The 23,825-nt window shown below is 69.0% G+C and carries 21 protein-coding genes and 2 tRNA genes; 9 read left to right on the top strand and 14 right to left on the bottom strand.

The window, feature by feature from the left end; genetic code table 11:
• Entirely contained in the window at nucleotides 1-2,583 is a 2,583-nt protein-coding gene (locus ACW5F0_RS01840; RefSeq protein ID WP_456998917.1) for a TonB-dependent receptor, read from the bottom strand.
• 99 nt (nucleotides 2,584-2,682) lie between these two features.
• Between ACW5F0_RS01840 and upp the strand changes: the two genes are divergently transcribed.
• Nucleotides 2,683-3,312, top strand: coding sequence for a uracil phosphoribosyltransferase (gene upp, locus ACW5F0_RS01835; protein WP_456964329.1), 630 nt, complete (start codon nucleotides 2,683-2,685; stop codon nucleotides 3,310-3,312).
• A 49-nt stretch (nucleotides 3,313-3,361) separates the two neighbouring features.
• Nucleotides 3,362-3,985, top strand: coding sequence for a winged helix-turn-helix domain-containing protein (locus ACW5F0_RS01830; RefSeq protein WP_456998916.1), 624 nt, complete (start codon nucleotides 3,362-3,364; stop codon nucleotides 3,983-3,985).
• Nucleotides 3,986-3,992: 7 nt separating this feature from the next.
• Here ACW5F0_RS01830 and ACW5F0_RS01825 read toward each other — a convergent pair whose 3' ends face one another.
• From ACW5F0_RS01825 to rsmD, 6 genes are all read right to left on the bottom strand, one after another.
• Nucleotides 3,993-4,883: an MBL fold metallo-hydrolase gene (locus tag ACW5F0_RS01825; RefSeq protein ID WP_456998915.1), complete on the bottom strand. Its 891-nt coding sequence runs from the start codon at nucleotides 4,881-4,883 to the stop codon at nucleotides 3,993-3,995.
• 158 nt (nucleotides 4,884-5,041) lie between these two features.
• Complete coding sequence (gene ggt, locus ACW5F0_RS01820; protein WP_456999160.1) at nucleotides 5,042-6,811, bottom strand: gamma-glutamyltransferase; 1,770 nt, start codon at nucleotides 6,809-6,811, stop codon at nucleotides 5,042-5,044.
• A gap of 2 nt (nucleotides 6,812-6,813) precedes the next feature.
• The gene (locus ACW5F0_RS01815) at nucleotides 6,814-7,068 is read right to left on the bottom strand and encodes a YfhL family 4Fe-4S dicluster ferredoxin (RefSeq protein ID WP_456964325.1); all 255 of its coding nucleotides are present in this window, start codon (nucleotides 7,066-7,068) and stop codon (nucleotides 6,814-6,816) included.
• A 66-nt stretch (nucleotides 7,069-7,134) separates the two neighbouring features.
• On the bottom strand, nucleotides 7,135-7,632 hold the full coding sequence (locus tag ACW5F0_RS01810) for a hypothetical protein (RefSeq protein WP_456998914.1): 498 nt from the start codon (nucleotides 7,630-7,632) through the stop codon (nucleotides 7,135-7,137).
• A gap of 34 nt (nucleotides 7,633-7,666) precedes the next feature.
• A complete protein-coding gene (gene coaD, locus ACW5F0_RS01805; RefSeq protein WP_456998913.1) occupies nucleotides 7,667-8,170 on the bottom strand; it encodes a pantetheine-phosphate adenylyltransferase in 504 nt (167 codons plus the stop codon).
• 67 nt (nucleotides 8,171-8,237) lie between these two features.
• Entirely contained in the window at nucleotides 8,238-8,834 is a 597-nt protein-coding gene (rsmD, locus tag ACW5F0_RS01800) for a 16S rRNA (guanine(966)-N(2))-methyltransferase RsmD (RefSeq protein WP_456998912.1), read from the bottom strand.
• A gap of 68 nt (nucleotides 8,835-8,902) precedes the next feature.
• Between rsmD and ftsY the strand changes: the two genes are divergently transcribed.
• The 4 genes from ftsY to ACW5F0_RS01780 are packed head-to-tail and all read left to right on the top strand — an operon-like array spanning nucleotide 8,903 to nucleotide 12,787.
• Nucleotides 8,903-10,198: a signal recognition particle-docking protein FtsY gene (gene ftsY, locus ACW5F0_RS01795; RefSeq protein WP_456998911.1), complete on the top strand. Its 1,296-nt coding sequence runs from the start codon at nucleotides 8,903-8,905 to the stop codon at nucleotides 10,196-10,198.
• Nucleotides 10,195-11,439, top strand: coding sequence for a hypothetical protein (locus tag ACW5F0_RS01790; protein WP_456998910.1), 1,245 nt, complete (start codon nucleotides 10,195-10,197; stop codon nucleotides 11,437-11,439). The genes ftsY and ACW5F0_RS01790 overlap by 4 nt, the downstream gene beginning before the upstream one ends.
• Nucleotides 11,436-12,515 carry an A/G-specific adenine glycosylase gene (mutY, locus tag ACW5F0_RS01785; RefSeq protein ID WP_456964319.1) on the top strand — a complete coding sequence of 360 codons (1,080 nt, stop codon included), beginning with the start codon at nucleotides 11,436-11,438 and terminating at the stop codon, nucleotides 12,513-12,515. The genes ACW5F0_RS01790 and mutY overlap by 4 nt, the downstream gene beginning before the upstream one ends.
• Nucleotides 12,512-12,787 (top strand): oxidative damage protection protein, encoded by a 276-nt coding sequence (locus ACW5F0_RS01780; RefSeq protein ID WP_456964318.1) that lies wholly within the window; start codon nucleotides 12,512-12,514, stop codon nucleotides 12,785-12,787. The genes mutY and ACW5F0_RS01780 overlap by 4 nt, the downstream gene beginning before the upstream one ends.
• Here ACW5F0_RS01780 and ACW5F0_RS01775 read toward each other — a convergent pair.
• On the bottom strand, nucleotides 12,763-13,215 hold the full coding sequence (locus ACW5F0_RS01775; protein ID WP_456964317.1) for a DUF6491 family protein: 453 nt from the start codon (nucleotides 13,213-13,215) through the stop codon (nucleotides 12,763-12,765). The two genes, ACW5F0_RS01780 and ACW5F0_RS01775, sit on opposite strands and share 25 nt — an antisense overlap.
• Nucleotides 13,216-13,368: 153 nt before the next feature.
• On the opposite strand from ACW5F0_RS01775, the gene ACW5F0_RS01770 reads away from it, so the two are divergent.
• Nucleotides 13,369-13,444, top strand: a tRNA-Phe gene (locus ACW5F0_RS01770).
• A gap of 118 nt (nucleotides 13,445-13,562) precedes the next feature.
• The gene (locus ACW5F0_RS01765) at nucleotides 13,563-14,846 is read left to right on the top strand and encodes a DUF445 domain-containing protein (protein ID WP_456964316.1); all 1,284 of its coding nucleotides are present in this window, start codon (nucleotides 13,563-13,565) and stop codon (nucleotides 14,844-14,846) included.
• 12 nt (nucleotides 14,847-14,858) lie between these two features.
• Here the strand turns inward: ACW5F0_RS01765 and ACW5F0_RS01760 are convergent, their stop codons facing one another.
• Nucleotides 14,859-15,854 carry an SDR family oxidoreductase gene (locus ACW5F0_RS01760; protein ID WP_456964315.1) on the bottom strand — a complete coding sequence of 332 codons (996 nt, stop codon included), beginning with the start codon at nucleotides 15,852-15,854 and terminating at the stop codon, nucleotides 14,859-14,861.
• A 136-nt stretch (nucleotides 15,855-15,990) separates the two neighbouring features.
• Nucleotides 15,991-16,947: a non-homologous end joining protein Ku gene (gene ku, locus ACW5F0_RS01755; protein ID WP_456964314.1), complete on the bottom strand. Its 957-nt coding sequence runs from the start codon at nucleotides 16,945-16,947 to the stop codon at nucleotides 15,991-15,993.
• Between the two features lie 152 nt (nucleotides 16,948-17,099).
• Between ku and ACW5F0_RS01750 the strand changes: the two genes are divergently transcribed.
• Nucleotides 17,100-17,174, top strand: a tRNA-Val gene (locus ACW5F0_RS01750).
• 44 nt (nucleotides 17,175-17,218) lie between these two features.
• On the opposite strand, the gene ACW5F0_RS01745 is transcribed toward ACW5F0_RS01750, so the two are convergent.
• The 4 genes from ACW5F0_RS01745 to ACW5F0_RS01730 form a co-directional block, all read right to left on the bottom strand.
• Complete coding sequence (locus ACW5F0_RS01745; RefSeq protein ID WP_456998909.1) at nucleotides 17,219-18,445, bottom strand: EAL domain-containing response regulator; 1,227 nt, start codon at nucleotides 18,443-18,445, stop codon at nucleotides 17,219-17,221.
• Nucleotides 18,442-18,918 carry an Hpt domain-containing protein gene (locus tag ACW5F0_RS01740; RefSeq protein WP_456998908.1) on the bottom strand — a complete coding sequence of 159 codons (477 nt, stop codon included), beginning with the start codon at nucleotides 18,916-18,918 and terminating at the stop codon, nucleotides 18,442-18,444. The genes ACW5F0_RS01745 and ACW5F0_RS01740 overlap by 4 nt, the downstream gene beginning before the upstream one ends.
• 115 nt (nucleotides 18,919-19,033) lie before the next feature.
• Nucleotides 19,034-20,662 carry a serine hydrolase gene (locus ACW5F0_RS01735; protein ID WP_456998907.1) on the bottom strand — a complete coding sequence of 543 codons (1,629 nt, stop codon included), beginning with the start codon at nucleotides 20,660-20,662 and terminating at the stop codon, nucleotides 19,034-19,036.
• A gap of 90 nt (nucleotides 20,663-20,752) precedes the next feature.
• Entirely contained in the window at nucleotides 20,753-23,797 is a 3,045-nt protein-coding gene (locus ACW5F0_RS01730; protein ID WP_456998906.1) for a TonB-dependent receptor, read from the bottom strand.
• Between the last annotated feature and the right edge of the window lie 28 nt (nucleotides 23,798-23,825).

Genomic DNA, 23,825 nt, shown 5'->3' with positions numbered 1-23,825 from the left:
TCAGAAATTGACCTTGACGCCGAGCGTGTAGCCGCGGCCATAGAGTTCGTTCTGCAGCGTGGTCGCCGGCGTGCCCTGGTACAGCTCCAGCGGCTCGTCGAGCAGGTTGGAGGCTTCGAGGTACAGGCTCCAGTTGTCGGCGACCTTGTAGTCCAGGCTGAAGTCGAGCTGGGTATTGGGCGCGACCCAGAGGTCGTAGCGGCTGTCGCTGCCGATCTCGTCCAGGTACTCGCTGCGATACACCGCGGCCAGGCGCGTGCTGACGCGGTCGTTCTCCCAACCGATGTGCGCGCTGTACAGGCGCTCGGACGACAGCGGGAGCATGAACTTCTCACCCGCGCGGTCCTCGGTGCCGGCCACGAACTCGGTATCGAGCCAGGTGCCGCCCAGGCCCACGAGCAGGCCGCTCCACGCACCGGGCAGGAAGTCGAGCTTCTGCTGCCAGTTGAGCTCGACACCCAGGACACTCGCGTCCTCGCCGTTGACCGGGCGGGTCACGTCATAGCCCGGGAAGGCGGGATCGTTGTTGGTCCAGGTGTCGACGATGTAGCCGTCGATCGACTTGTGGAAGATGCCGGCGGAGAAGATGCCCGAGTCGCCGATGTAACGCTCGAACGACAGGTCGAAGTTGAGCGACTCGTAGGGATCGAGCTGCGGGTTGCCCAGGTCGACCTCTTCGTCGTCGCGGTTGATGCTGGCGCGCGGCGTGATGTCGCCGAAGCTCGGGCGCGCGATGGTCTTGGTGACCGCGCCGCGCAGCACCCAGTCGCCGTCGGTGTCGTAGCGCAGGTGCAGGCCGGGCAGCACGCTGGTGTAGGACTTGGAGGCCGACGACGGCGCGGCGGTGAGCACGCCGTCCTCGTCCAGGTCGACCATCCAGCCGGTGGCGTCGAAGTCAGTGCGCTCCACGCGGGCACCGGCGACCACGCGCAGGTTGCCGAAGTCCATCGTACCCATGAGGTAGGCGGCGAGCACGTCTTCGCTTGCGGTGTAGTCCTCCACCAGCGAGACCATGGCGTTTTCCGCCACGTCGCCCGGACGCTCGGAGAACAGCTGGCGGTTCTCGCGCAGGTAGCGACGCATCGCGCTCGAAGACAGGCCGTCACCCATGTTGCCGTGGCGGTAGGACGGCGAGCCGGTGGTCCAGCCCGAAAGGTCGATATCGGGCCCGATGCGGAACTCGGCCTCGTCCACGTTGACGTCGCGGTCGCGCCAGCGGCCGAGCAGGCCGGTCTTCCAGGTCACCGCTTCACCGGCGTAGGTGAAGTCGAACTTCGCGCTCCAGGCCTCGTCGTCGACCTGCTTCGGACCCACCACCAGTCGGTCCAGGCCGTAGTTGGCATTGCGCAGCCAGGCATCGCCGCCCGCGGGATCGATCACGTCGAACGAGGGCACGCGGCCAGGACCGACGCGGATCGCCATGTCCTCGTCGCCGAGGTACTCGAAGCGCATCTCGACCTCATCGTCCACACGCTCGCGGACCTTGGTGTAGCCGAGCTGGTAGTCGAACTTCGCGTGGCCCATGCGGTTCATGCCGCCGGCGCTGACGGTGAAGGTGTCCTCTTCCTTGGTGCGGTAGCGCAGCCGGCGGCCGAAGTCGTCGGCGGAGATGTTCTCCACCGTCCAGCTGTTGCCGTCATAGCCGGCGATGTCGCCCTCGCCCACCGGGATGATGTGGTTCTGGCGGGTCTCGGCGTCGGTGAAGTCGGTGTAGAGCGTGCGCAGGTAGTACTGGTTGTCGTTGTCGGGGCGCCAGTCGAGGTTGAGGTTCACGCCGGTGCGCTCGCGGTTGATCGTGTACTTGCGCTGCTGGATCTCGACCGGGGTGAGGTCGTACTCGACCTCGATGTTGTCCGACTCGTAGTCGCGGTCCTGCCAGCTCAGGCCGAAGGCCACGCCGAAGGTGTCGTTGTAGACATCGCTGAAGTTGAAGGCGGCCTTGGGGCTGGTCTCGCCGCTGAGGTTCTGGTGGCTGGCTTCGGCCTTGAAGCGCATGTTGCGGCCCTCGCGGTCGAAGGCCGACGCGGATTCGACCATGATCGTCCCGCCCAGCGAATCGCCGGGCATGTCCGGCGTCGGCGCCTTGATGACCGTCAGGCGCTCGGTGGATTCGGAGGGAATGACGTCCAGCGGCGCGGCGCGGCTGCTGTCTTCCGGCGTGCCCATGGCGATGCCGTCCACGGTGACCGAGTTCTGCGCGGCGTCCAGGCCGCGGATCACCACGTAGCGCCCTTCGCCCTGGTCGCGGGTGACGCTGATGCCCGGCAGGCGGGACAGCGACTCACCCACGTTCTGGTCCGGGTACTGGCCCATGGAGTCCGCGGACACGGTGTCCTGGATGGCATCCGAGGCCCGCTTGAAGTCGATGGCGCGCATCTGCGATTCGAACTGGCCTCGGACCTCGATGGCGCCGAAGTTGACGGGTTCGGTGGTATCGACCGCCTGCACCGGCCCGGTCGGAGGCGCGGAAGCCGTTTCGGCCGCGGTCGCCGGCGCGGCCGGTTCCTGGGCGTGGGCTTGCGCGATGGCGCCGAAGGCAAGGCCGGCGAGGATGGCGAGATGCAGCGGATGGTGCTTGGACACGGCAGGACTCGGTGTGGTCGACGCCGCACACGATATTTCCGTTGTGTTTCAGGCAGGTTACCGACGTCATGAACGCTGCGGCCACGCTAGACTTGCGGCATGAAGATCGTCGAAGTCCGCCATCCGCTGGTGCAGCACAAGCTCGGCCTCATGCGCCGCGCCGACAACAGCACCAAGACCTTCCGCGAGCTGGCCGGCGAGGTCGCCGCGCTCCTGACCTACGAGGCCACCGCCGACCTGGAATGCGAGGACTCGGAGGTCGAGGGCTGGGCCGGCACGGTCCGCGTGCGCCGGATCAAGGGGCGCAAGATCACCCTGGTGCCGATCCTGCGCGCCGGCCTGGGCATGCTTCCCGGCGTGCTGGAGCTGATCCCCGCGGCCAAGGTCGGCGTGGTGGGCATCAAGCGCGACGAGTCCACGCTCGAGGCCATGGCGTATTACGAGAACCTGGTCGGCGACATGGCCGACCGCACCGCCCTGGTCCTCGATCCGATGCTGGCGACCGGCGGCACCCTCGTGGCCACGGTCGACATGCTGAAGAAGGCCGGCTGCACCCGGATCAAGGGGCTGTTCCTGGTCGCCGCGCCCGAGGGCCTGCGCGTGCTCGAGGCCAGGCATCCGGACGTGGAGGTCTACGTCGCGTCCATCGACGAACGCCTCAACGAACTCGGCTACATCCTTCCGGGGCTGGGCGACGCCGGCGACAAGATCTTCGGCACCCGCGCCTGAATCCACGCGGCGCTGGCCTGCGGTTGCCGCACCCCGCGTTGGCGGCTATGTGGCCACTGCTCCGCTCCCGCCGACAACGCCGGCCGCCACAGGCCGCAGTACGCGCGCGTGCAACCCGCCGTGTGAAGGCCAATGGCTGTTCGGCCGCTACCGGCTGGATCCCTCAAAGCAGCGCCTTCACGCCGATGACCGGACGCGGGATCTCGATGCCCGTGCCTGCGCGGTCCTGCTGTGCCTGCTCGACCACGCCGAGGAAGTGGTTCCGCGGGCCACGCTGATCGCCGAAGCCTGGCCCGGCGCCGAAACTGTGTTCGACAGCGCGGTATCCAAGGTGATGCGCCGGCTGCGCACCGCGCTGGGCGACCATTCCGGACACGTGCTGCAGACCGTGTACGGCGAGGGCTACCGGCTGGCGCTGCCGGCGGTGCTGTTGCCTCCCGCGCCAGGGACAGGGACCGGAGACGACGCGTCGCCGCAGGCCACGACCATCCCGGATCCGGTGCCTGTTCCGCCCACGGCCAACGCACCACCCTCCCCCACGCCGCATCGGCTGGCCCGGGCATCGCCGGGCGGCTGGCCGCTGTGGCTACCCTGGGCGATCGCGGCCCTGGCAACCCTGGCGGCCGCGGCACTGGCCTGGCTGCTGTTGACGCGCCCACCAGGCACCGGCTGAAAGGGGTTTATGCGCCCAGGCCGCGCGCCTGCAGGCGCTCGACCTGGTGGACGCCCTCGAAGCGGCCGCGCTCGCCGCGCCCCACCTGCGCCAGCGCGCAGCCGGGGTCGTGGGTGAAGAACAGATGCACCCCGCGCGCGAGCTTGTCGTCGAGGAAGGCCTGCTTCTCGTCGATCAGGGTTTCGGCGCAGCGGTCGTAGCCCATGGTGATCGGCACGTGCACCCAGGGCAGTCCGGGCACGAGGTCGGCGCAGAACACCACGCCACCATGGTGGCCATCGTCGCGCAGCTCGGGGCCAAGCACCTCGGCCAGCATCATTCCCGGCGTATGGCCGTGGCTCCAGTGGAAGCGCACCGCATCGCCCAGCGCCGGTGTGCGGTCGCCGTCGACCAGCTCCAGGCGCCCGCTGGCCTGGAGCAGCCCGGTGAGCTCGGGGATGTAACTGGCGCGGTCGCGCGGATGCGGATCCTGCGCGCGTTCCCACTGCTCGCGGCCAATGACGAAGGTCGCGTTCGGGAACAGCAGTTCCGGCGCCTTGCCCTCTTTCCATGCCGACAGCAGGCCACCGGCGTGGTCGAAGTGCAGGTGGCTGAGGACCACCACGTCGATGTCCTCGTGGCCGAAGCCGGCCTCGCGCAGCGAGTCCAGCAGCACGTGGCCGCCGCCGCCGATGGCATAGCGCTCGCGCAGCTTCGGCTCGAAGAATGCGCCGATGCCGGCCTCGAACAGCACCGTGCGGCCGTTGAGCGGCGTCGCCAGCAGTGCGCGCGTGGCCAGCGGAATGCGGTTGAGTTCGTCGGGCTCCATCCAGCGCGACCACAGCGCGCGCGGCGCATTGCCGAACATCGAACCGCCGTCAAGCCGCTGGGTATTGCCTTCGATCGACCAGAGCTTCATGTCGTCTCCTCTCTGCGCCACTTGGACTATGGGAGCGGCTACCCGTCAGGCCCCTGCCCCTGTGGGAGCGGCTATAGCCGCGATTGGAATCCCGCTCCGGTTGATCGCGGCTATAGCCGCTCCCACAAATGCGCGCGCACCCGCACAGGATCCTGCGCTTACGGCTCCGGCGATGCCCGGACCTCACCCTTGCCCACGGGATTGCGCGGATCGGTACCGGCCTCGAGCCGGTTGCCGGTGATATCCCAGGCCACGGTCTGGAAGTTGCCCCAGACGTCGCTGGAGCGGCGGCCCTGGCTCGCCTCTTCTTCGGGCAGCTGCAGCGTGTGCCCCATCGCACGCAGCGCCTGCACCGTGGCCGGCTCGAAGGTCCCGGTCTCGGCCTGGACCACGTCCGGCATCCACTGGTGGTGGTAGCGCGGCAGCGCCGCCACGTCGGCCGCGGACAGTCCGGCGTCGTAGCCGAGCACGCCCAGCAGCACCATGGTGATGATGCGGCTGCCGCCCGGGGTGCCCAGCACCGCGACCTTGTCGTCGGAGACCATGAAGGTCGGCACCATCGAGCTCAGCATGCGCTTGCCGGGCTCCGGCGCATTGGCGGCGAAGCCCATCACGCCGAAGGCGTTCGGGGTGCCCGGCTTGAGCGCGAAATCGTCCATCTCGTTGTTGAGCAACACGCCGGTGCCCGGTGCCACCAGGCCCGAACCGTAGAGCAGGTTCACCGTCTGCGTGGCGCCGACGCGGTTGCCTTCGGCGTCGATGATGGAGAAGTGTGTGGTCTCTTCATCCTCGAGCGGCGTCGGCGCGCCTGACAGCAGGTCGCTGGGCGTGGCCTTGCCGGGGTGGATCGTGGCGCGCAGGCCGGCGGCGTAATCGGCGCTGGACAGCAGGCGCTGCGGCACCTCCACGAAGTCGGGATCGCCAAGATAGAAGGTGCGGTCGCGGAAGGCGCGACGCATGGATTCCACCACCAGGTGGGTGCTTTCGGCCTCCGTCATCGCTTCCAGGTCGTACGGGGCCAGGATCTGCAGCATCTGCGCCAGCGCGATGCCGCCCGACGACGGCGGCGGCGCGGTCACGATTTCCCAGTCGTGGTAGCCGAAGCGGACCGGCTCGCGTTCGCGCACGCGGTAGGCGGCGAGTTCTTCCGCGGTCCACGCGCCGCCCTCGGCGTTGACGCCGGCCACCAGCTTCGCGCCGACGTCACCGCGGTAGAAGCCGTCGAAGCCGTGTTCGGCAAGGCGTTCGAGCGTCCGGGCGAGATCGGGCTGGCGGAACACGTCACCGATCTCGATCGGCCGGCCGGCGGCCAGGTAGACCTCGCGGGTGCCGGGATAGCGCTCCATCACCGCGCTGCGCGCCGCATAGCCGCGGGCCATGCGCGCGTACACCGGGAAGCCTTCGCGCGCGACGCGGATCGCCGGCGCCAGGGTACGCGACAGCGGCAGCTTGCCGTACTTCTCCTGGAGGTGGACGAAGGCGGCCGGCAGTCCCGGGATGCCCGCCGACCAGGCGCCATTGGTGGCGCGATCGCGGTCGAATTCGCCATCGGCGTCGAGATAGCGTTCGGGCGTGGCCGCGGCCGGCGAGGTCTCGCGGGCGTCGAGGAACACGTCGCGACCGGTGGCGGCGTCGTGCAGCAGGAAGAAACCGCCGCCGCCGATGCCGGAGCTGATCGGCTCCACCACCGAAAGCACCGCGGACACCGCGATCGCGGCGTCGAAGGCGTTGCCGCCGTCGGCCAGGACCTCCATGCCGGCGTCGGTGGCCAGGGCGTGCGCGGATGCGATCGCCGCGCCCGGTGGCTTCAGCGGCTGCACGGCGGATACAGGGTCCGTGGCCGCGCGGCCATCGGCAGCGAGTGCCACGCTGCACGGGACAAACGCGATCAGCAGCGGCAGCGCCAGGCGGCGCAACAGGGTCGGGATGTTCAAGCAGCCTGCTCCTTAAGCCGCAGGAGCTTCACCAGCAGCTGGTCATGGGTTTCGGGGATGTCGGGGTCGGGATCGATGCATTCGACCGGACACACCACCACGCACTGTGGCTCGTCGAAATGCCCCACGCACTCGGTGCAGCGCGCGGGTTCGATCACGTAGATGGTCTCGCCCTGCGAGATCGCGTCGTTCGGGCAGGCAGGCTCGCAAACGTCGCAGTTGATGCAGAGTTCGTTGATGCGCAGGGCCATGGGGCCATTGTAGACCCTGCCCGCGCGGTCCGCCGCCGGCCCGGAAGCCGGCGGCGGGGAAGCGGCTTACTTGGCTTCGACGAACACGAACTCGACGCCGGCCGGCGCCACGGCGGCGGCCACGCGCTCCTGGTCGGCGGCGCTGCCGATGAACACGACGCGGACGCCCTTCATGGTGTCGGGTGCCACCGCGGCGAACGACTCGACGACGATGTCGGCCATCTTGGCGGAATCCGACGAGGCGTAGGCCAGCATGTTGCCGCGCACGATGCCGCGCGCGACGTCGAGTCCGGCCTTGTCCTGGAGGCGCTCGTAGTTGCCGGTGTCGGCGGCCTCGTCACCGGTGGGCGCGGGCAGGTAGTACACGAAGGGCTGGTTGGCGATGCCCTCCATGTTGCGGGTCACCACGTCGGAGACGTAGGCGCGCCAGGCGCCGTCGTCGGCCGTGGTGGGAGCGGTCAGCGGCGCCGCGACAACGGCAACCGGCGCTTCCTCCTTGTTGCAGGCCGCAAGCAGCGGCAGCGCCAGGCAGGCGGTCAGCATCAGGCGGGAGATCGTCTTCATTCGTGGTTCCCCAAGTGTTGCGTTGTGATGGATGTCAGTCTAGCTCGCGCCGCCATTCGGCCTGCAGCGCTTCGGCCACCGCAGCCGGCACGAACCCCGAAACGTCGCCGCCAAGGCGGGAGATCTCGCGCACCAGCGACGAAGAAATGAATCCGTACTGTTCCGCTGGCGTCAGGAACAGGGTTTCCACCTCGGGAATGAGGTGCCGGTTCATGCTGGCCAGCTGGAATTCGTACTCGAAGTCCGAGACCGCGCGCAGGCCGCGCAGCAGGACGCCGCCCCCCACTTCGGACACGAAGTGCGCCAGCAGCGAGTCGAAGCCCATGACCTCGACGTTGTCGTGGGCGGCCAGCGCCTCGCGCGCCAGCTCCACCCGCAGCGCAAGCGGCAGCGCCGGACCCTTGGCCGGGCTTTCGGCGACGCCGACGATGAGTTTTTCGAACAGCGGCGCGGCGCGATCGACCAGGTCGACGTGGCCGTTGGTGATCGGATCAAACGTGCCTGGATAGACCGCGATCCTGTTTCGAGCTGTGCTCATGCCTTGGCTGCGCCGTAGTTTGGGTGCTGTAGCCAGCGCGAGTGTAGCAGCGCCGCGCGGCGCCGTTTCAGGTCGCGGCCACGCGCCGGAACAGCGCGTGCCGGGCATCGCGGGTGGCGGCTTCGCGGTGCAGGCGCCAGCCCGGGCCCGGGGCGACGTTGGCGTCGGGTGCTGATTCGAGGTAGAGCCAGGCGTCGTCGGCAAGCCACGGTGCAAGTCGCGCCAGCGCGTCGTCCCACAGTCCGGCAAGGAACGGCGGGTCGAGGAACACCAGGTCGAAGCGTCCATGCAGGGGCGCGCGAAGCAGCTCCAGTGCGTCGGCCCGCAGCACGGTGGTGGCGTCGCCCGCGCCCAGCCGCTCGCAGGTGTCGCGCAGGGACTGCGCCAGCGCGGGATCGCGCTCGACCATCAGCGCCTCGCTTGCACCGCGCGACAGCGCCTCCAGGCCCAGTGCTCCGCTGCCGGCGAACAGGTCGAGCACGCGCGACCCGGCAAGCATCGGCTGCAGCCAGTTGAAGAGGGTCTCGCGGGCACGGTCGGACGTCGGCCGCAGGCCCGGCACCGAGGCCACTGGAAGCTTCGAACCGCGCCAGCGTCCACCGATGATGCGCACGCTCCCGGGGGGCGTGGATCGGGAAGGAGCGCTTGGGGCCGGTGGTACCATGACGCCGCATTGTCCGCGCTTGCGCGACGCTGCGCACCCTCCCCTTTCCTATCCCCGGTCCGTTCGCGATGGTCAGCTTCTTCCGCCGCTGGAAACCCGACGCCGACAAGGCCAAGCAAGGGAAGGACGACACCACTTCGTTGAGCGCGGCCGCCGAAGCCATCGAGGCGGCACGGGCGATGGGCGCCGCGGCGAAATCGGTTGATGTCGCCGATGTGGATGTCGTTGGGGCGGTTGAAACGGTTGAAGCCGTTGACGCCGTTGAGGCGGCCGAAGTGCTTGATGCACCTGCTCCAGCGTCTGAAACCATCGTCCCGCCCCCGATGGCGGCTCCGCTCCCGGCGACCCCCGTGCCGCTGGCGCCGCCCGCTCCGCCACCGCCGGAAGTGACCCAGGCGACAAGCACGACCGCCACCACCACGCAGGACAAGCCGCCCGCCCCGCCCGGCAAGTCCGGCTGGCGCGACCGCCTCAAGGGCAGCGGCATCGCCCGCGGCCTCGGCGGCCTGTTCTCCCGCAACCCGCGGCTTGACGACGACCTCCTCGACGAGATCGAAACCGCGCTGCTCACCGCCGACGTCGGCATCAGCGCCACCACCGCGCTGGTGGATTCGCTGCGCAAGCGCATGAAGGCGCGCGAGTTCGCCGACGTGCCCGCGCTGCGCAGCGCCTTGCGCGCCGACCTGGTGGCGATGCTCGAGCCAGTCGCGCGCCCGCTGTCGATCGATGCCGCCGTGAAGCCCTTCGTGATCCTGACCGTCGGCGTCAACGGCGTCGGCAAGACCACGACCATCGGCAAGCTCGCCAAGCGTTACAAGGACGAAGGCCACGCCCTGATGCTGGCCGCCGGCGACACCTTCCGCGCCGCCGCCGTGGCCCAGCTGCAGGCCTGGGGCGAGCGCAACGGCGTGGCCGTGATCGCCCAGGGCCAGGACGCCGACGCCGCATCGGTGGCGTTCGACGCCCTGCAGGCCGCGCGCGCCCGCGGCACCGACGTGCTGATCGCCGACACCGCCGGCCGCCTGCATACCCAGCAGGGCCTGATGGCCGAACTTGCCAAGATCAAGCGCGTGCTCGGCAAGCTTGATGGCAGCGCCCCGCACGAAGTGCTGATGGTGATCGACGGCACCACCGGGCAGAACGCGCTCAGCCAGCTGCGCCACTTCCATGCCGCCGCGGGCGTCACGGGGCTGGTGGTCACCAAGCTCGACGGCACCGCCAAGGGCGGCGTGGTGTTCGCGCTGGCACGCGAGTTCGGCATCCCGATCCGCTTCGCCGGCATCGGCGAGCGCCCCGAGGACCTGCGCGTATTCGATGCCGAGGCCTTCGTCGACGCCCTGCTGCCGGAGGCGCTGGGGGCGTGAAGCTCCGCCGCGGGCTCGCGCTCGCCGCGGGCGTCGCCGCTGTCGTCCTGCTGCTCGCCATGCTGGCGGCGGCAGTGCTGATGCAGCCGCAGCGCCTCGCCCGCCTGGTGCTGGACGGCGTAGGCAACGGCTTGGGGCTCGAGATCGATTTCGAAGGCGACACCCGGTACCGGCTGCGCGGGACGCCGATGCTTGAAGTGCACGATGTCGTCGTACGTGATCGGGGAGACGGCGAGCCACTGCTCCGTGCCGCACGCGTGCTGGTGTCACTTCCCTGGTCCACGGTGCGCGACCGTCGTGCCCCGCTGGTACTGCAGCACATCCAGCTTGACGCCCCCGTGCTCGACCTGCCGCGACTGCAGGCGTGGCTGGCCTCCCGCCCGCCGGGCGACGGCAGCCTGCCGACCCTCTCCGACGGCATCACCGTGAGCGACGGTCGCGTACTGGCCGAGGGCTGGGAACTGCGTGGCCTTGCATTGCGACTCCCCGGTTTCGCACCCGACGCGCCGCTGGCCGCCGACATCCGCGGCACCCTGGCGATGGCACCGCCCACGCTGGTCCACTTCGACCTGCATCTCGCGGCAACGCATCCGGCCAACGGTGCCGGCGTCGGCGTCCGCGGCCACATGCGGGTGGAACACGATGACTGGGAGCTTCCCGCCTTCGTCACCGCCTCGGGATCGCTGCGTGCCGACGATGCGGCCTGGCACGTCGCCCCGCTGCGCTTCGGAGCGTCGGCCGAGTACCGCGGCGAAGGCACACCCCTGCAATTCACCCTGGGCGCGCACGGCCCACTGCGGCTTCGCGACAGCATATGGACGCTCGTACCGGCCACCGTGGTGCTGCGCGGTGAAGGCATCGTGCCGATGTTCGATGCGCACGGCCGCGCGGCGCTGGGCCGCGCGTTGCTGCTGGAGCTCGAAGGGACGTTGCCGGACTGGCCGCGAGCCTGGCCCGCGCTTCCGTCGCCGCTTGGTGCATCCACTTCACCCATCGCCATCGAACTCGCCTACGCGGGCGCATCCGACCTGTCCACTCCCCTTGTCCTCCGCATGGAGCGTGACAGCGTCCGCGCCCAGGCCGAGGCACGCATCTTCGAGATCCTCGACTGGATGGACGCCAGCGCCACGGGCTCCCCGCTGCCGCCCTTGCGCGCCCGTGCCACCGCGCCGCGCATCGAGATCCCCGGCGGCGTGCTGGAAGGCGTCGAGATCACCATCGAACCGGAGGATGCGCCGTGACTGCGGCACCGGCCGATACCTTCGCAGCGCCGCTCTTCGCCTGGTTCGACGTCCACGGCCGTCATGACCTGCCCTGGCAGCACCCGCGCACGCCATACCGCGTATGGCTGTCGGAGATCATGCTGCAGCAGACCCAGGTGCGCGTGGCTGCGCCCTACTTCCAACGTTTCGTTGCCGCCCTGCCCGACGTGGCGGCGCTTGCCGCGGCGCCGCTGGACGACGTGCTCGGCCTCTGGTCCGGGCTTGGCTACTACGCCCGCGCCCGCAACCTGCATGCCGCCGCCCGAACCTGCGCCGAACTGCACGGTGGCGAACTCCCGCGTGACTTTGCTGCCCTGGTCGCCCTGCCCGGCATCGGCCGCAGCACCGCAGGCGCCATCCTCTCCCAGGCCTGGGGCGAGCGCTTCGCGATCCTCGACGGCAACGTCAAGCGCGTGCTCTCGCGCTACCACGGGATCGAAGGCTGGCCGGGGCAGGCGACGGTCGAGAAGCAGCTGTGGCAGCTGGCGCAACAACATCTTCCGTCCACGCGACTGGCCGATTACACCCAGGCGCAGATGGACCTCGGCGCCACCCTGTGCACGCGCCATTCGCCTGCCTGCACGGACTGCCCGCTGCAGGGCGGCTGCACGGCGTATGCGCAGGGACGCACGGAAGACCTGCCCACGCCGAAGCCCGGCAAACCGCTCCCCACGAAGGAAGCGACGCTGCTGCTGCTGCGCGACGCCGAAGGCCGCGTCCTCCTGCAGCGCCGACCACCCACCGGCGTCTGGGCGCAGCTCTGGTCGCTGCCGCAGGCGGACGACTGCGACGCGGCGCGGGCGTGGTTCAAGGCCCACATCGATGGCGACTACGCGCAAGGGGAGGTGCTTGACACCATCGCCCACGCCTTCAGCCACTACCGCTTCAAGATGCACCCGAGGCGCTGGCACGCGGTCGCCACTGCGGCCACGGTGCGCGACAATGAAGACCTGCGCTGGGTCCCGCGCGGCGCGCTTGCCGGCCTCGGCATTCCCGCGCCCGTGAGGACGCTCATCCAGGCGCAGTTCGGACCGCCCCAGGAGAACCAGCCGTGAGCCGCATCGTCCATTGCGAATACGAGAAGCGCGAGACCGAAGGCCTCGACTTCATCCCCTGGCCGGGCGAACTCGGCAAGCGCGTGTTCGCCGGCATCGGAAAAACCGCCTGGGGCGCGTGGCTCGCGCACCAGACGATGTTGATCAACGAGAACCGGCTGTCACCGATGGACCGCGAGCACCGTGCGTTCCTGGAACGCGAGATGGAAAAGTTCCTGTTCGGCGGTGGGGCCGATAAACCCGCCGGTTACGTGCCCGCAGACGAGGCCTGAGCCTCTTCGCGGGCGGTCTTCTCCGCCGACTTGATCTTCGCGGTGTCGAGCGGCCGGATCTCATCGATCCGGCAGGGGAAGCCCGATGATCCGCTGTTGAGCGCCACCACCTTGTCGAAGCCGGCGTACACGCTGTTGCCCTGGTGGGTCACGGTTATGGCTGATGCCCACTCCACGTCGCGGCAGCTTCCGTTGAACGAGAGCAGCCATGCCTCCTGGGCCCGGGTCCAGACCGCGATGTTGCGATCGTCCAGCGACGTCCAGCCGCTGATGCGTCCGAAGTAGCGGAAGCTCTTGACGGGCTCGCCCGCGGCTGCCTGATAGGTCGCCAGCTTCTGGTCCGGGCTCATGCCACTGCTGGCACATGCCGACAGTCCGATCGAACCGGCCAGCGCCGCGGCGACAACGAACATCCTGTAGTGCTGCATGACTCCCTCCTTTAGCCGCATGGCGGCTCGATTGCCCGTCCCGATCATTGCCCAGGTCCAACTGGAAACGCGGCGGACCGGCAATGCCCGTTCAGGCAATGGTTGGTCTTGCCTCGCCGCCGCAGGCTCCCGTATCATTGCGGGCTCGCCAGTGGCCGGGTAGCTCAGTTGGTAGAGCAGGGGATTGAAAATCCCCGTGTCGGGGGTTCGATTCCCTCCCCGGCCACCATTGATTTCAAGGCGATACGGAACCCGCACCTGCTGCGGGTTTTTTGTGCCCGGGGATTTTCAATCCCCGTGTCGGCGCCATCGCGCGCCCGCTGCTGCGCCCGCGCTACCCTGTCCCGATGCCGCCCTTCCCCGACCCACGCGAAGCAGCGCTCCGGCGCCGCAAAGCCATCGCACTCGGGCTCCTGGGGCTTGCGGGCCTGGGCCTGGCGGTGGTTTCCGTTTTCGAGGCCACGCATCCGCACTGGGCCTTCAGCTTCCTGGCCGCGGTGTTCGAAGCGGCCCTGGTCGGCGGCCTCGCGGACTGGTTCGCGGTGGTGGCGCTGTTCCGCCACCCCCTGGGCATGCGCTGGATCCCGCACACCGCGATCATCCCGTCGAAGAAGGACGCGCTCGGGGCGAGCCTTGCCGACTTCATCTGCGACCACTTCCTCGGCACCCGGCAGGTCGCCGACAAGCTGCGCACGATGGACATCGCGGGCTCGATCGCGGGCAAGCTGGCCGACTCCGCGTTCTCGCAGACCATGGGGCGGGCGCTGGCGAACGCCCTGCCCCGCATCCTCGACGCGCTTGAAAGCGAGGAACTGCACCGCTTCCTGCATCGCCTGGCCGACACCCGGCTGCGCCAGGTGGATCTGTCGGGCGTGGTCGCGGTGGTGCTGCGGCAGCTCACCGACGAAGGCCGGCACCAGGCCCTGGTCGATGCCGGCCTGACCTATGCCGGCGAAGTGCTGGCCTCACCGGGCACCCACGAACGCGTATCGGAAATGGCGTCGCGCGAACTGTGGAAGGTGCTGCGCTACCTGAAGCTCGAGGGTGTCGTGGCCGACAAGGTGGCCGGCAAGCTGGTGGCGGGCATGACCGGCATGGTCAACGACATGGCCGCTGACCGGGACCACGAGATGCGCCAGCGCATCGGCGCCGAATTCGAGCGCCTGATCCTGCGCTTCGAAGACGACCCGGCGCTGCGCGAACGCGTGAACGCCTTCCGCGACCAGCTGATCGATGACTCGGACCTCTCGCGCTACCTGCGCAGCCTGTGGCGCGATCTGGCCACCTGGATCCGCGAGGACGTGGAGCGTGAGGATTCAGCCATCTCCGTGCGCATCGCAAGCGTGGGTGCCGAGCTCGGCAGCCGGCTCGCGGCCGACGACGACATGCGCGCCTGGATCAACGATGGCGTCATCGACCTGGTGCTGCCGGAGGTCGAGCGCTACCGCGAAGGCATCCGCGACTTCATCGTCGAGCGCGTGCACCAGTGGAGCGCGGACGAACTCACCCGCGAACTGGAGCTGGCCGTGGGCTCGGACCTGCAGTTCATCCGCTACAACGGCACCGCGGTGGGCGCGCTGATCGGCGGCATCCTGTACGGCCTGGTGCACCTGATCCAGCGCGTGGTCTGAACCCTTCGCGGCTTATCCGCGTGGCCCGCCCATGACGGGCAGGATCGCGCCATTCACGTACGACGACATCACCGGCGACGCCAGGAACACAAAGGCGGGGGAGATCTCCTCCGGCTGCGCCGGCCGGCCCATGTCGCTGTCCTTGCCGAACTCCGCAACGTCCGGCGCCGCCTTGTCGGCCGGATTGAGCGGCGTCCACACCGGTCCGGGCGCCACGCAGTTCACGCGTATGCCGCGCCCGAGCAGGTTGCTCGCCAGCGACTTCGTGAAGGCATGGATCGCGCCCTTGGTCGCCGAATAGTCGAGCAGCTTCGGGTTGCCGAAGATCCCGGTCTCGGAGCCGGTGTTGATGATGCTGGCGCCCTCCTCCATGTGCGGCAGCGCGGCGCGCGCCATGTGGAAATAGCCGGCGATGTTGGTCTGCAGCGTCTCCTGCAGGTGGCGGTCGTCCAGGTCCTCCAGGCGCTCGACGTGCTGCTGGAAGGCGGCGTTGTTGACCAGCACGTCCAGGCGCCCGAATGCCTTGGCGACCTGGCCCACGGCCTTCTTGCAGAACTCCGGATCGCGCACGTCACCGGCGATCACCAGGCAGCGGCGGCCTTCGGCTTCGACATGGCGACGCGTCTCCTCGGCGTCGGCGTCTTCGGCGAGGTGCAGCACGGCGACATCCGCGCCTTCGCGCGCGAACAGCACGGCCACGGCCCGGCCGATGCCCGAGTCGCCGCCGGTGACGATGGCAGCCATGCCTTCCAGCTTGCCGCTGCCCGCGTAATCCGGGGCCTGGAAGCGCGGCTCCAGCTCAAGCGCGTGCTCGTTGCCAGGCTTGGGCAGGTGCTGCGCAGGCATGATGGTCGGCTGGCGCCGGGATCCGGCCTGGGCGGGCTTCTTCTTGGCGGGAGCGTTCTTCTTCGCCCGCTTCGCGTCAGCCTCTGACTTCTTCTGGATGTCCCGCTGGCGTTCGACGGTCTTCTTCGCGCCATCGCTCTTGCCCGCCTTCTTGGTTGCCATCGAACGTCTCCATTACAAGGTTCACCGCGACGCTACCCGCGGCCGCGTTGGCGCACCGTCGTACGGTGTGCGGGTGGCGTCGCGTCGCCACCCGGGGGCGCGCATGACCCGACGCGGCGCGCTCCGCGCCCCCGCGTCAACCCGCCTTGCGAGATGCGCTCTTCGCCGCCTTGGCGGTCTTTTTCTTCGTGGCCTTCGCGGCAGTCTTCTTCGCCGCCTTCTTCACGACCTTTTTCACCACTTTCTTCGCGGCCGTCTCTGCCTGCTTGCCGCCCTTCTTCGCCGGCGTGCGGCGCTTGCTGCTGATGCTCTCCTGCAGCAGCGCCATGAAGTCGACCACGTTGGTGGCGGCATCCGCCGGGGTGTCGTGGTCGTCGTCATCGGGCTTGGCGACCACGCCCTGGGACTTCATCCGTTCGCGGATCACCTTCTCCAGTCGCTCGCGGAACTCGTCCTTGTAGCCCGACGGATCCCACTCGCCGCTCATCGACTCGATGAGCTGCTTCGCCATCTCGCGCTCCTTTTCGCTGATGCGGTACTCGCCGGTCGCGCCCTCGGGCAGGCGATGCTCGGCGGGATCCACCAGCTCCTGCGGATAGCGCAGCAGCATCAGCACCAGGGCGTCGCCCTGCGGCAGCACCGCGCACAGGTACTCGCGGGTACGCACCACCACGCGCGCGATGCCTGCACGCCCGGTGTCGCGCAGCGTCTCGCGCAGCAGTACGTAGCCCTTCTCCGCCTTCTTGGCCGGCACCAGGATGTAGGGCTTCTCGTAATACTGCGCGGGGATATCGTCGGCATCGACGAAGGCCTCCACTTCAACGGTCTCGTGGCTCTCGGGCGCCGCCGATTTGATGTCGTCCTGTTCGAGTACGACGTAGCTGCCCTTGTCGTACTCGAAGGCCTTGACGATGTCCTTCCAGGGCACTTCCTCGCCGGTCTCGGCATTGACCCGCTCGTAGCGCACCGGGCTGTTGTCGCGAGAGTCGAGCATGCGGAAGCTGATGTCCGTCCGGCGCTCGCCGGACATCAGGGATACCGGCACGTTCAGCAGCCCGAAGCTGAGGGTCCCGGTCCAGATCGGTCTTGCCATGGTCGCCTCGCGTCGGGGAGCTGATTCCCGACGCTAAGCGGCGCCCGGTGAGACGGGGGTGAAGCGCCCGGAAGCCTGCCCGGTGCCTGCAAAAACGCGTTCCGGGGCTTGCGGGGACCCGGCCTGGCTGCTGTATACTGCGCGGCCAATCCGGGCGGTTAGCTCAGCGGTAGAGCATTGCCTTCACACGGCAAGGGTCGCAGGTTCGATCCCTGCACCGCCCACCAGATCCAACGAAAAAGGCCACCTTCGCGGGTGGCCTTTTTCGTTGCTACGCGGCGAGCAGCCCGTCCCGCCTGCCCGGCCACGCTTCCAGCCAAGCGGCGATGTCCGAAGCCGGCATCGGCTCCCCCACCAACGCGCCCTGGCCCAGGTGGCAGCCCAGCGCGCGCAGGCAGGCAAGATCTTCGATGGCGTCGAGGCCTTCCGCCACCGCCTGTACGTCCAGCTCGCGCGCGAGCGCGAGCGCGGCCTGCACGATGGCGCGGCGCGACGGATCCCCCGCCGCCCCGCGCACGAAGCCACGGTCGATCTTCAGTTCCGAGAACGGCATGTCGCGCAGTTGCGCCAGGTTGGAGAAGCCGGTGCCGAATTCGTCGATCGCAAGGCGCACGCCCTTGAGCCGCAGCCTGGTCATGATGTCGAGCTGCGCGTGCGCCTCCGCCGGCAGGCGGGTTTCAGAGAGCTCCAGCACCAGCCGCTCCAGCGGGAACCCCGCGGCAGCCGCCAGCGTGGCCACGCGGTCCGGGAAGTCCAGCGTGCCCAGGCTGGCCATGGACACGTTCACTGCGACGTCCAGCGATCGTCCGGAGGCGCTCCAGCGGCGCGCATCGTGCAGCGCGTTGGCCAGCACGACGCGCGCAAGTGGGAGCGCCAGCGCGACGCCCTCGGCCAAGGGCACGAACTCGGCGGGCATGACGATGCCGCGCGCGCGGTGCTGCCAGCGGGCAAGCGCCTCGATGCCCACCACTTCGCCGCTGCGCAGGTCGACCTTGGGTTGGTAAAGGTTGAACAGCTCGCCGGCGGTGATCGCGGCCTGGAGCGCCGCGGCGTCGGAGGCGGAGAACGGAGGCGCGGGCGCGCCGGCCTCCAGCGCCGGAACAACCGCCGCTCCGCGCGCCTGCAGCAGGGTGCGCAGCTCGGCGGGCTGCACCGGCTTGGTCAGCCTGCCCAGCACGTCGAGGCCCTGACCTCGCGCCAGCTGCTCGACCGCCTGCAGCACGCGCGGGTCGGCCCCGCTGATCAGCACCAGGGCGCCGCGGAAGCCCATCGCGGCGAGGTGCCGCACGAACTCCACGCCGTCCATCCCCGGCATGCGCAGGTCGCAGAACACCAGGCCGAATCCGCCCGGATCAGCGGACAGGCGCCCGATCGCGTCCTCGCCGCACGAGCAGAGCTCGATGGTTGAAAAGCCGCTGTCCCTCAGGCCCATCGCCCGCAGCTGGATATGCAGCAGCCGGGTGGTGAAATCATCGTCGTCGACTACCAGGATCTTCAAAGCGCGTACCTCGTCATCTGCACCGCTGCGGGGGTCTGTGCCCCGCGCCAGCAGCGCATCGCGGCCAGCGCCGCGTCCATTGCGTCAACAACCTCCGCCACCAGCGGCGCGACCATGTCGCTGCGCCCTGCCTCGCCGTGCTCATCCAGCGTCTCGCACAGGGCACCCAGCGGCAGGGCCCCGACCGAACGCGAAGACGATTTCAAGCGGTGCGCCAGCATGGCGGCCGCAGCGGCATCGGCATCCGCGGCCGCCCGCAGCAGTTCCGCGCGCATGCCGGTGGCCACCGTGTCGAAGCACGCGACGATCTCCAGCAGCACGGCCGGCTCGTCGCCGACGATGGCGCAGAGCGCTTCCACGTCGAAAGGAAGGGGATTCGCCGGTTCGGCGCCCGGGTCGAGCGTCACGGCGCGCCGTGTGGCAGCGTCCTCGACGTCCACGCTGTACCGGCCCCTCTCGGAAATATCCGTCATGCTCCCTCTCCATGGAAGCAGCGGATCCGTAATGCTGCCATGCAGCATGGTAACGGAGCGCCTTCCGGCACCCCGTGCGGCCTGTCACATACCGGTGCGCAGGCGGGTATGGACCTTAGTCGCAGTCGCCGATGCGCTCGAACGCGAGGTCTTCGTAGTCGTAGCTGAAGTCCGCGTCCGGGTCCACCTTGGCCATGGCCAGCCGCACCGCCCGCCCGTCCGTCCCGGCGGCGAAGTCCATCCAGGCGTCGGCATCGCTGCCGAGCGTGTCGAAATCCACCACCAGGCGCTCGCCAGCGAAGAGGACGGGGCCGGACAGGCGCGGCGACTTCATGGACTCGAAGCGCACGCCCTCCCCGGCCATGCAGACCGTTGCCTCGCCGAACCAGGGATCGCGATAGCGGCCGAGCCAGGTTGCGGCTTCAACGGCCGTCGCAGGACGGCGAACGGGATCCGTGGCCGGCACATCGCCCGCGTCGGCCGTGGCAGCGGCGGCCCTGGCCCGCTCGGCGGCCAGCAGGCCGGCGTAGTGCTCCACCAGGCCCGACGACGCTGCGCCAGGCGTGTCCCCATCTCTTCCAATGCCATCGGCGGTGAACTGCTTCGACAGCGCCTGCTCGAGCACCGTGCGCGCGTCGCCGGCCTCGGCATTGATGAGGATCACGAACCCGACGCCCAGCTCCGGCAGCAGGGTGACCGCCGAATACATCCCGGACAGCGTGCCCGTGTGGGCCACCTTCTGGGTGCCGTCGACATCGCTCAGGCGCCAGCCCAGGCCGTACGCCGAGTAGTGGCTGCGGTTCCACTCGCGCATGCGCCGCGACAGCGGCATCGGCATGTGCGCGGTCCAGGCGGCCTCGCGCTGCGCCTGTGACAGCCACGGCTTGCCGTCGGCGCCGAGGGTGTCCGGGTCAAGCCAAGCCTGCATCCAGCGCAGCATGTCGCCGAGCCCGCAGCGCACACCGCCGGCTGCGGCCATCGGCATGTCCGCGACCACGTCGCCGTCCGGGCGCGCCACCCAGGCGCCGTCGCGCCATGCGTGCGGCGCCGCGACGGGGCCGGCCTCCGCCACGCGCCACTCGCCGATGCGGCAGCCCACCATCCCCAGCGGCTCGAACACTTCGCGCCGCAGCAGGACGTCGAACGGTGCGCCGCCCGCGGCGGCCGCCACCTCGCCGGCCACGATGTACAGGGTGTTGTCGTAGGCGTAGCGCGACCGGAAGCTCCAGAGTGGCTTCAGGTGCGCCAGTCCCGCGATGACTTCGTCGCGGGTGAACGCGTTGGGCTCGGGCCACAGCATGAGGTCGCCGGCACCGGGGCCCAGGCCGCTGTTGTGGACCAGCAAGTCGCGCACCTGTATTTCGCGCGTGACCCAATCCTCGTGCATGCGGAAGCCGGGCAGGTGCTTCACCACCGGATCGTCCCAGGCCAGCAGGCCGGCATCGACCTGGCGTGCGAGCAGCGCCGCGGTCATCGCCTTGGTGTTGGACGCCACCTTGAACAGCGCGTCGCCGGTGATCGGCTGGCCGCTCCCGGCGGCCGCCTCGCCGCGCAGTTCCACCTGCCGCACTTCGCCGCCGCCCACCACGCCGACGGCAATCCCCGGCAAACCGTAACGCTCGACCGCATCATCCACCGCCGCGGTGATCGCAGGCGACGCCGGATGAGCGGCCGGCGCCGCTGCCGGGAGCCAAAAGAAAGCGGCCAACAGCGTGGCCGCGAAGGGGACCGACCTGGGATTCACGTTGCACCACTCCACCGCAGCGGACGAAACCGCCGCCGGCCTGCGCCGGCGACGGTCCGCCCGATCATCACCGATGCCCGGACGCAGGCATCAGAAGTTCCACGTGACCACCAGTTGCGTGTAGCGCGGGGACTGCCAGCGCGTCCCGGTGCCGAAGGTGTCGCGGCGCTCGCCCGGGTTGCCCTCGTAGCGGGCCCGCACGTTCACCACTTCCTGGTCGTTGAGCAGGTTGAACACCGACAGCCGGGCCTTCAGGTCGATGTTGTCGACCGGCAGGGTCCAGGTGACGTTCGCGCCGACGTTGTAGGTCCACGGCATGCGGCCGAAGGCACCGCGCTCGGTGCGCTCGAACACGCGGTCCCGCCAGGTATAGGGAACCCCGTTCTCGTCCTCGCCGGAGCAGCGGGCCACGCACAACCAGCCGGTACCGCCGCCGCTGCCCTCGCTGGTGAAGCTCGCCGCCGCGAAGTCCTCGTCGGGCCAGGTGACGCCGAACGCCGTGATCGGACCGCCCGACATGGCGGTCAGCGTGCCGCCCACGCTCCACATCTCGTTGAACTTGTAGCTGCCGCGCATCTTGATCTGGTGGCGGCGGTCGTTGAACAGGTCGCCATAACGGTCGTTGTTCGCCGGATGGTCCCAGTGCTGGACCATGCCGGTGTCGCCGTAGTTGGTGTCGGAGTTCACTGGGCCTTCGTGGTTGCCCTCGGACCTCGACCAGGTGTAGGACGCGTTGAAGCCCCACTTGTCGTCCCAGGCGCGGTCGATCTGGAACTCGACCGCCTGGTAGGTACGCTTCGGCTTGGAGTAGCCGATGACGCGGTCGCTGCCGACGGTGATGTAACCCTCCTTCGAGGTGTCGATCGTCACCCAGCCATCCTGAGCGCAGCCCATGTCGGTGGTGCCCCAGAGCGTCAGCTGGTCGCCCGGGTTCGCGATCGGCCACAAGGTGCCGTGCCGCACGCCGCACAGCGCGTTGATGCGGACGTCGTCGAGCGCGTTGGGCATGCGCCGGTAGGTGGCGTTGACGCCCCACGACCAGGCCTGGTTGATCATGGACTGGAAGCCCAGGATGGCCTCGTCCTGGTACACCGCGTCGATGTCGCGGTCCACGCTCTGGCGGTAGTCGCGGACACTGATGTTGAACTGGTCGTCCACCGGGCCGATCTGCGGCCCGATGATCGGCGCCATGTAGTCGGCACCCGTCACCGGGTTGATCGCGGGGCTCCAGCCTTGCAGCTCGTAGAACGTACGCTCGTCGAGCAGGCCACCGGCGAAGTTGTAGCTGATGATGCTGGTGACCGGCATGTAGTACCGGCCAAGGTTGCCGAAGAACTTGGTGGTGCCGTCGCCCTTCACGTCCCAGGAGAAACCGAACCGCGGCGAGACCAGGTCATCCATCTTGATGAAGCTGTCGCCGGCCGCGGTCTTGTTGTCGAAGGTGTCCACGCGCAGGCCGAGGTTGATCAGCAGGTTCGGCGTGACGCTCCAGACATCCTCCAGGTAGTAGGCGCTGGCCTCGATGTCGAAGACGCCGCCGTCCGCGCGTTCGCGCGCCATCAGGAAGGCGTCCACGCCCACCGGAAGGGGGGTGCCGTTGTCGAGCACCTGGGTGGGACTGGTCCGGCCGTACGCGACGTACTGCACGCCGTCGCCCGGGTAGAAGGTCACCCGGTCGGTGGTCATCAGCTCGTCATCCCAGCCGAAGCGCAGCAGGTGGTCGCCCAGCGTCCACTCGAAGTCCAGGCGCATGGCCTTGCGCTCGTCCTCGTGCGAGACCACGTTGGAGCCGGGATGGCAGCCGAGCGGTGGACTGCCCATGCCCCGGAAGACTTCGCCGTAGGAGGCATTGTTGTAGGAGACCCAGCTGCAGAGCGCGTCCTGGGGGGAACGCAGGAAGCTCGTGCTGCGATTGATGCCGTACATGGCCTTGGCGGTGAAGTTCTCGCCGAAGTGCCCGGTGTAGGTGAGCGATCCGCTCTTGCCGCCGTTCGACGTGTTGGACAGGGTGGGCGCGGCGGCGTCGACCTCGCGCGTGTCGAAGTCGTAGTTGTAGAGCAGCGTGTCCGAATCGCCCTCGTCGGAGAACGCGAGGAGCTCCAGCAGGTGGTCGTTGGACAGGTTCCAGTCGACCTTCGCGCCCCAGAAGCCGTTACTGCCATCGCGCTCGCTCCAGCTGCTGCCGCTCGCATTGGTGAAGCCGGAGGTGCTTTCGCGCTGCTCGTACATCGCGAACATGAAGAGCCTGTCCTTCACGATCGGGCCGGACGCCCAGACGTTGGCCTTGGTGAAGCTGCTGCGGTCGTGGCTCGAGCGCACGTTCACGCTGCCGTCGGCGTAGAAATGGTCGTCGCCGCTGCTCTGCCACGCGCTGGGCTCGAAGGTGAGTTCCATGCCGCTCTGGAACTCATTGCCGCCGGAGCGCGTCACGGCGTTGATCACGCCACCGGTGCTGCGTCCGAACTCCACCGAGTAGCCGCCGGTCTTGACCTGGAACTCCCGGTAGAACGCGAACGGCGCCGTCGAGTAGCCATGGCGGCGATAGAAATCCGTGACGTTGAGGCCGTTGATGAAGATCGAGTTCTCGGCGATCGACGAGCCACCGAAGGAAATGCCGCCGAACGACGAGTTGCCGCCCATGACGCCCGGCGCGAGCAGTGCGACCGAGCTGAGGCTCTGGTCGACGGGGAGCCGCAGGATCTCCTCGCGGGTCACGTTGGTGGCGGTTTCGGTGGAGCGCACGTCCACGCGGTTCACCACGCGCTCGCCGATCACGGTCACCGCGGCCAGGTTGGCCACGCCGCCTTCGCTGCCGACGTTGACCGTGGTGGTGCCGCCCAGCGACACGCTGACCTTGATCGGATCACCCACCGCCTGGCTGCCCCGCATCACCTGCAGGTCGTAATCACCGACCTGGAGCTGGCCGAGGCGGTAGCTGCCATCCGATCCCGCCGTCACGGTGCGGGTCAGTCCGGTGCTGGTGTTCGTGATCATGATCTGGTCACCGGCGTTGGCATAGCCCGCCACCGAGCCCGTGGCGCTCTGCGCCATCACCACCGGCGTCATCGCCGACAGGCACGCCCCCAACGCGATACACAGTGCGGCTCGGCGGAACTTGGTATGGCTGCCCTTCATTGCGATTTCTCCCCGGAACAGGTGTTGG

This window comes from Luteimonas sp. A534 (assembly GCF_054072805.1).
Note: the sequence above shows the minus strand (reverse complement) of the source record. Positions and strands in the feature narration are given on the sequence as shown.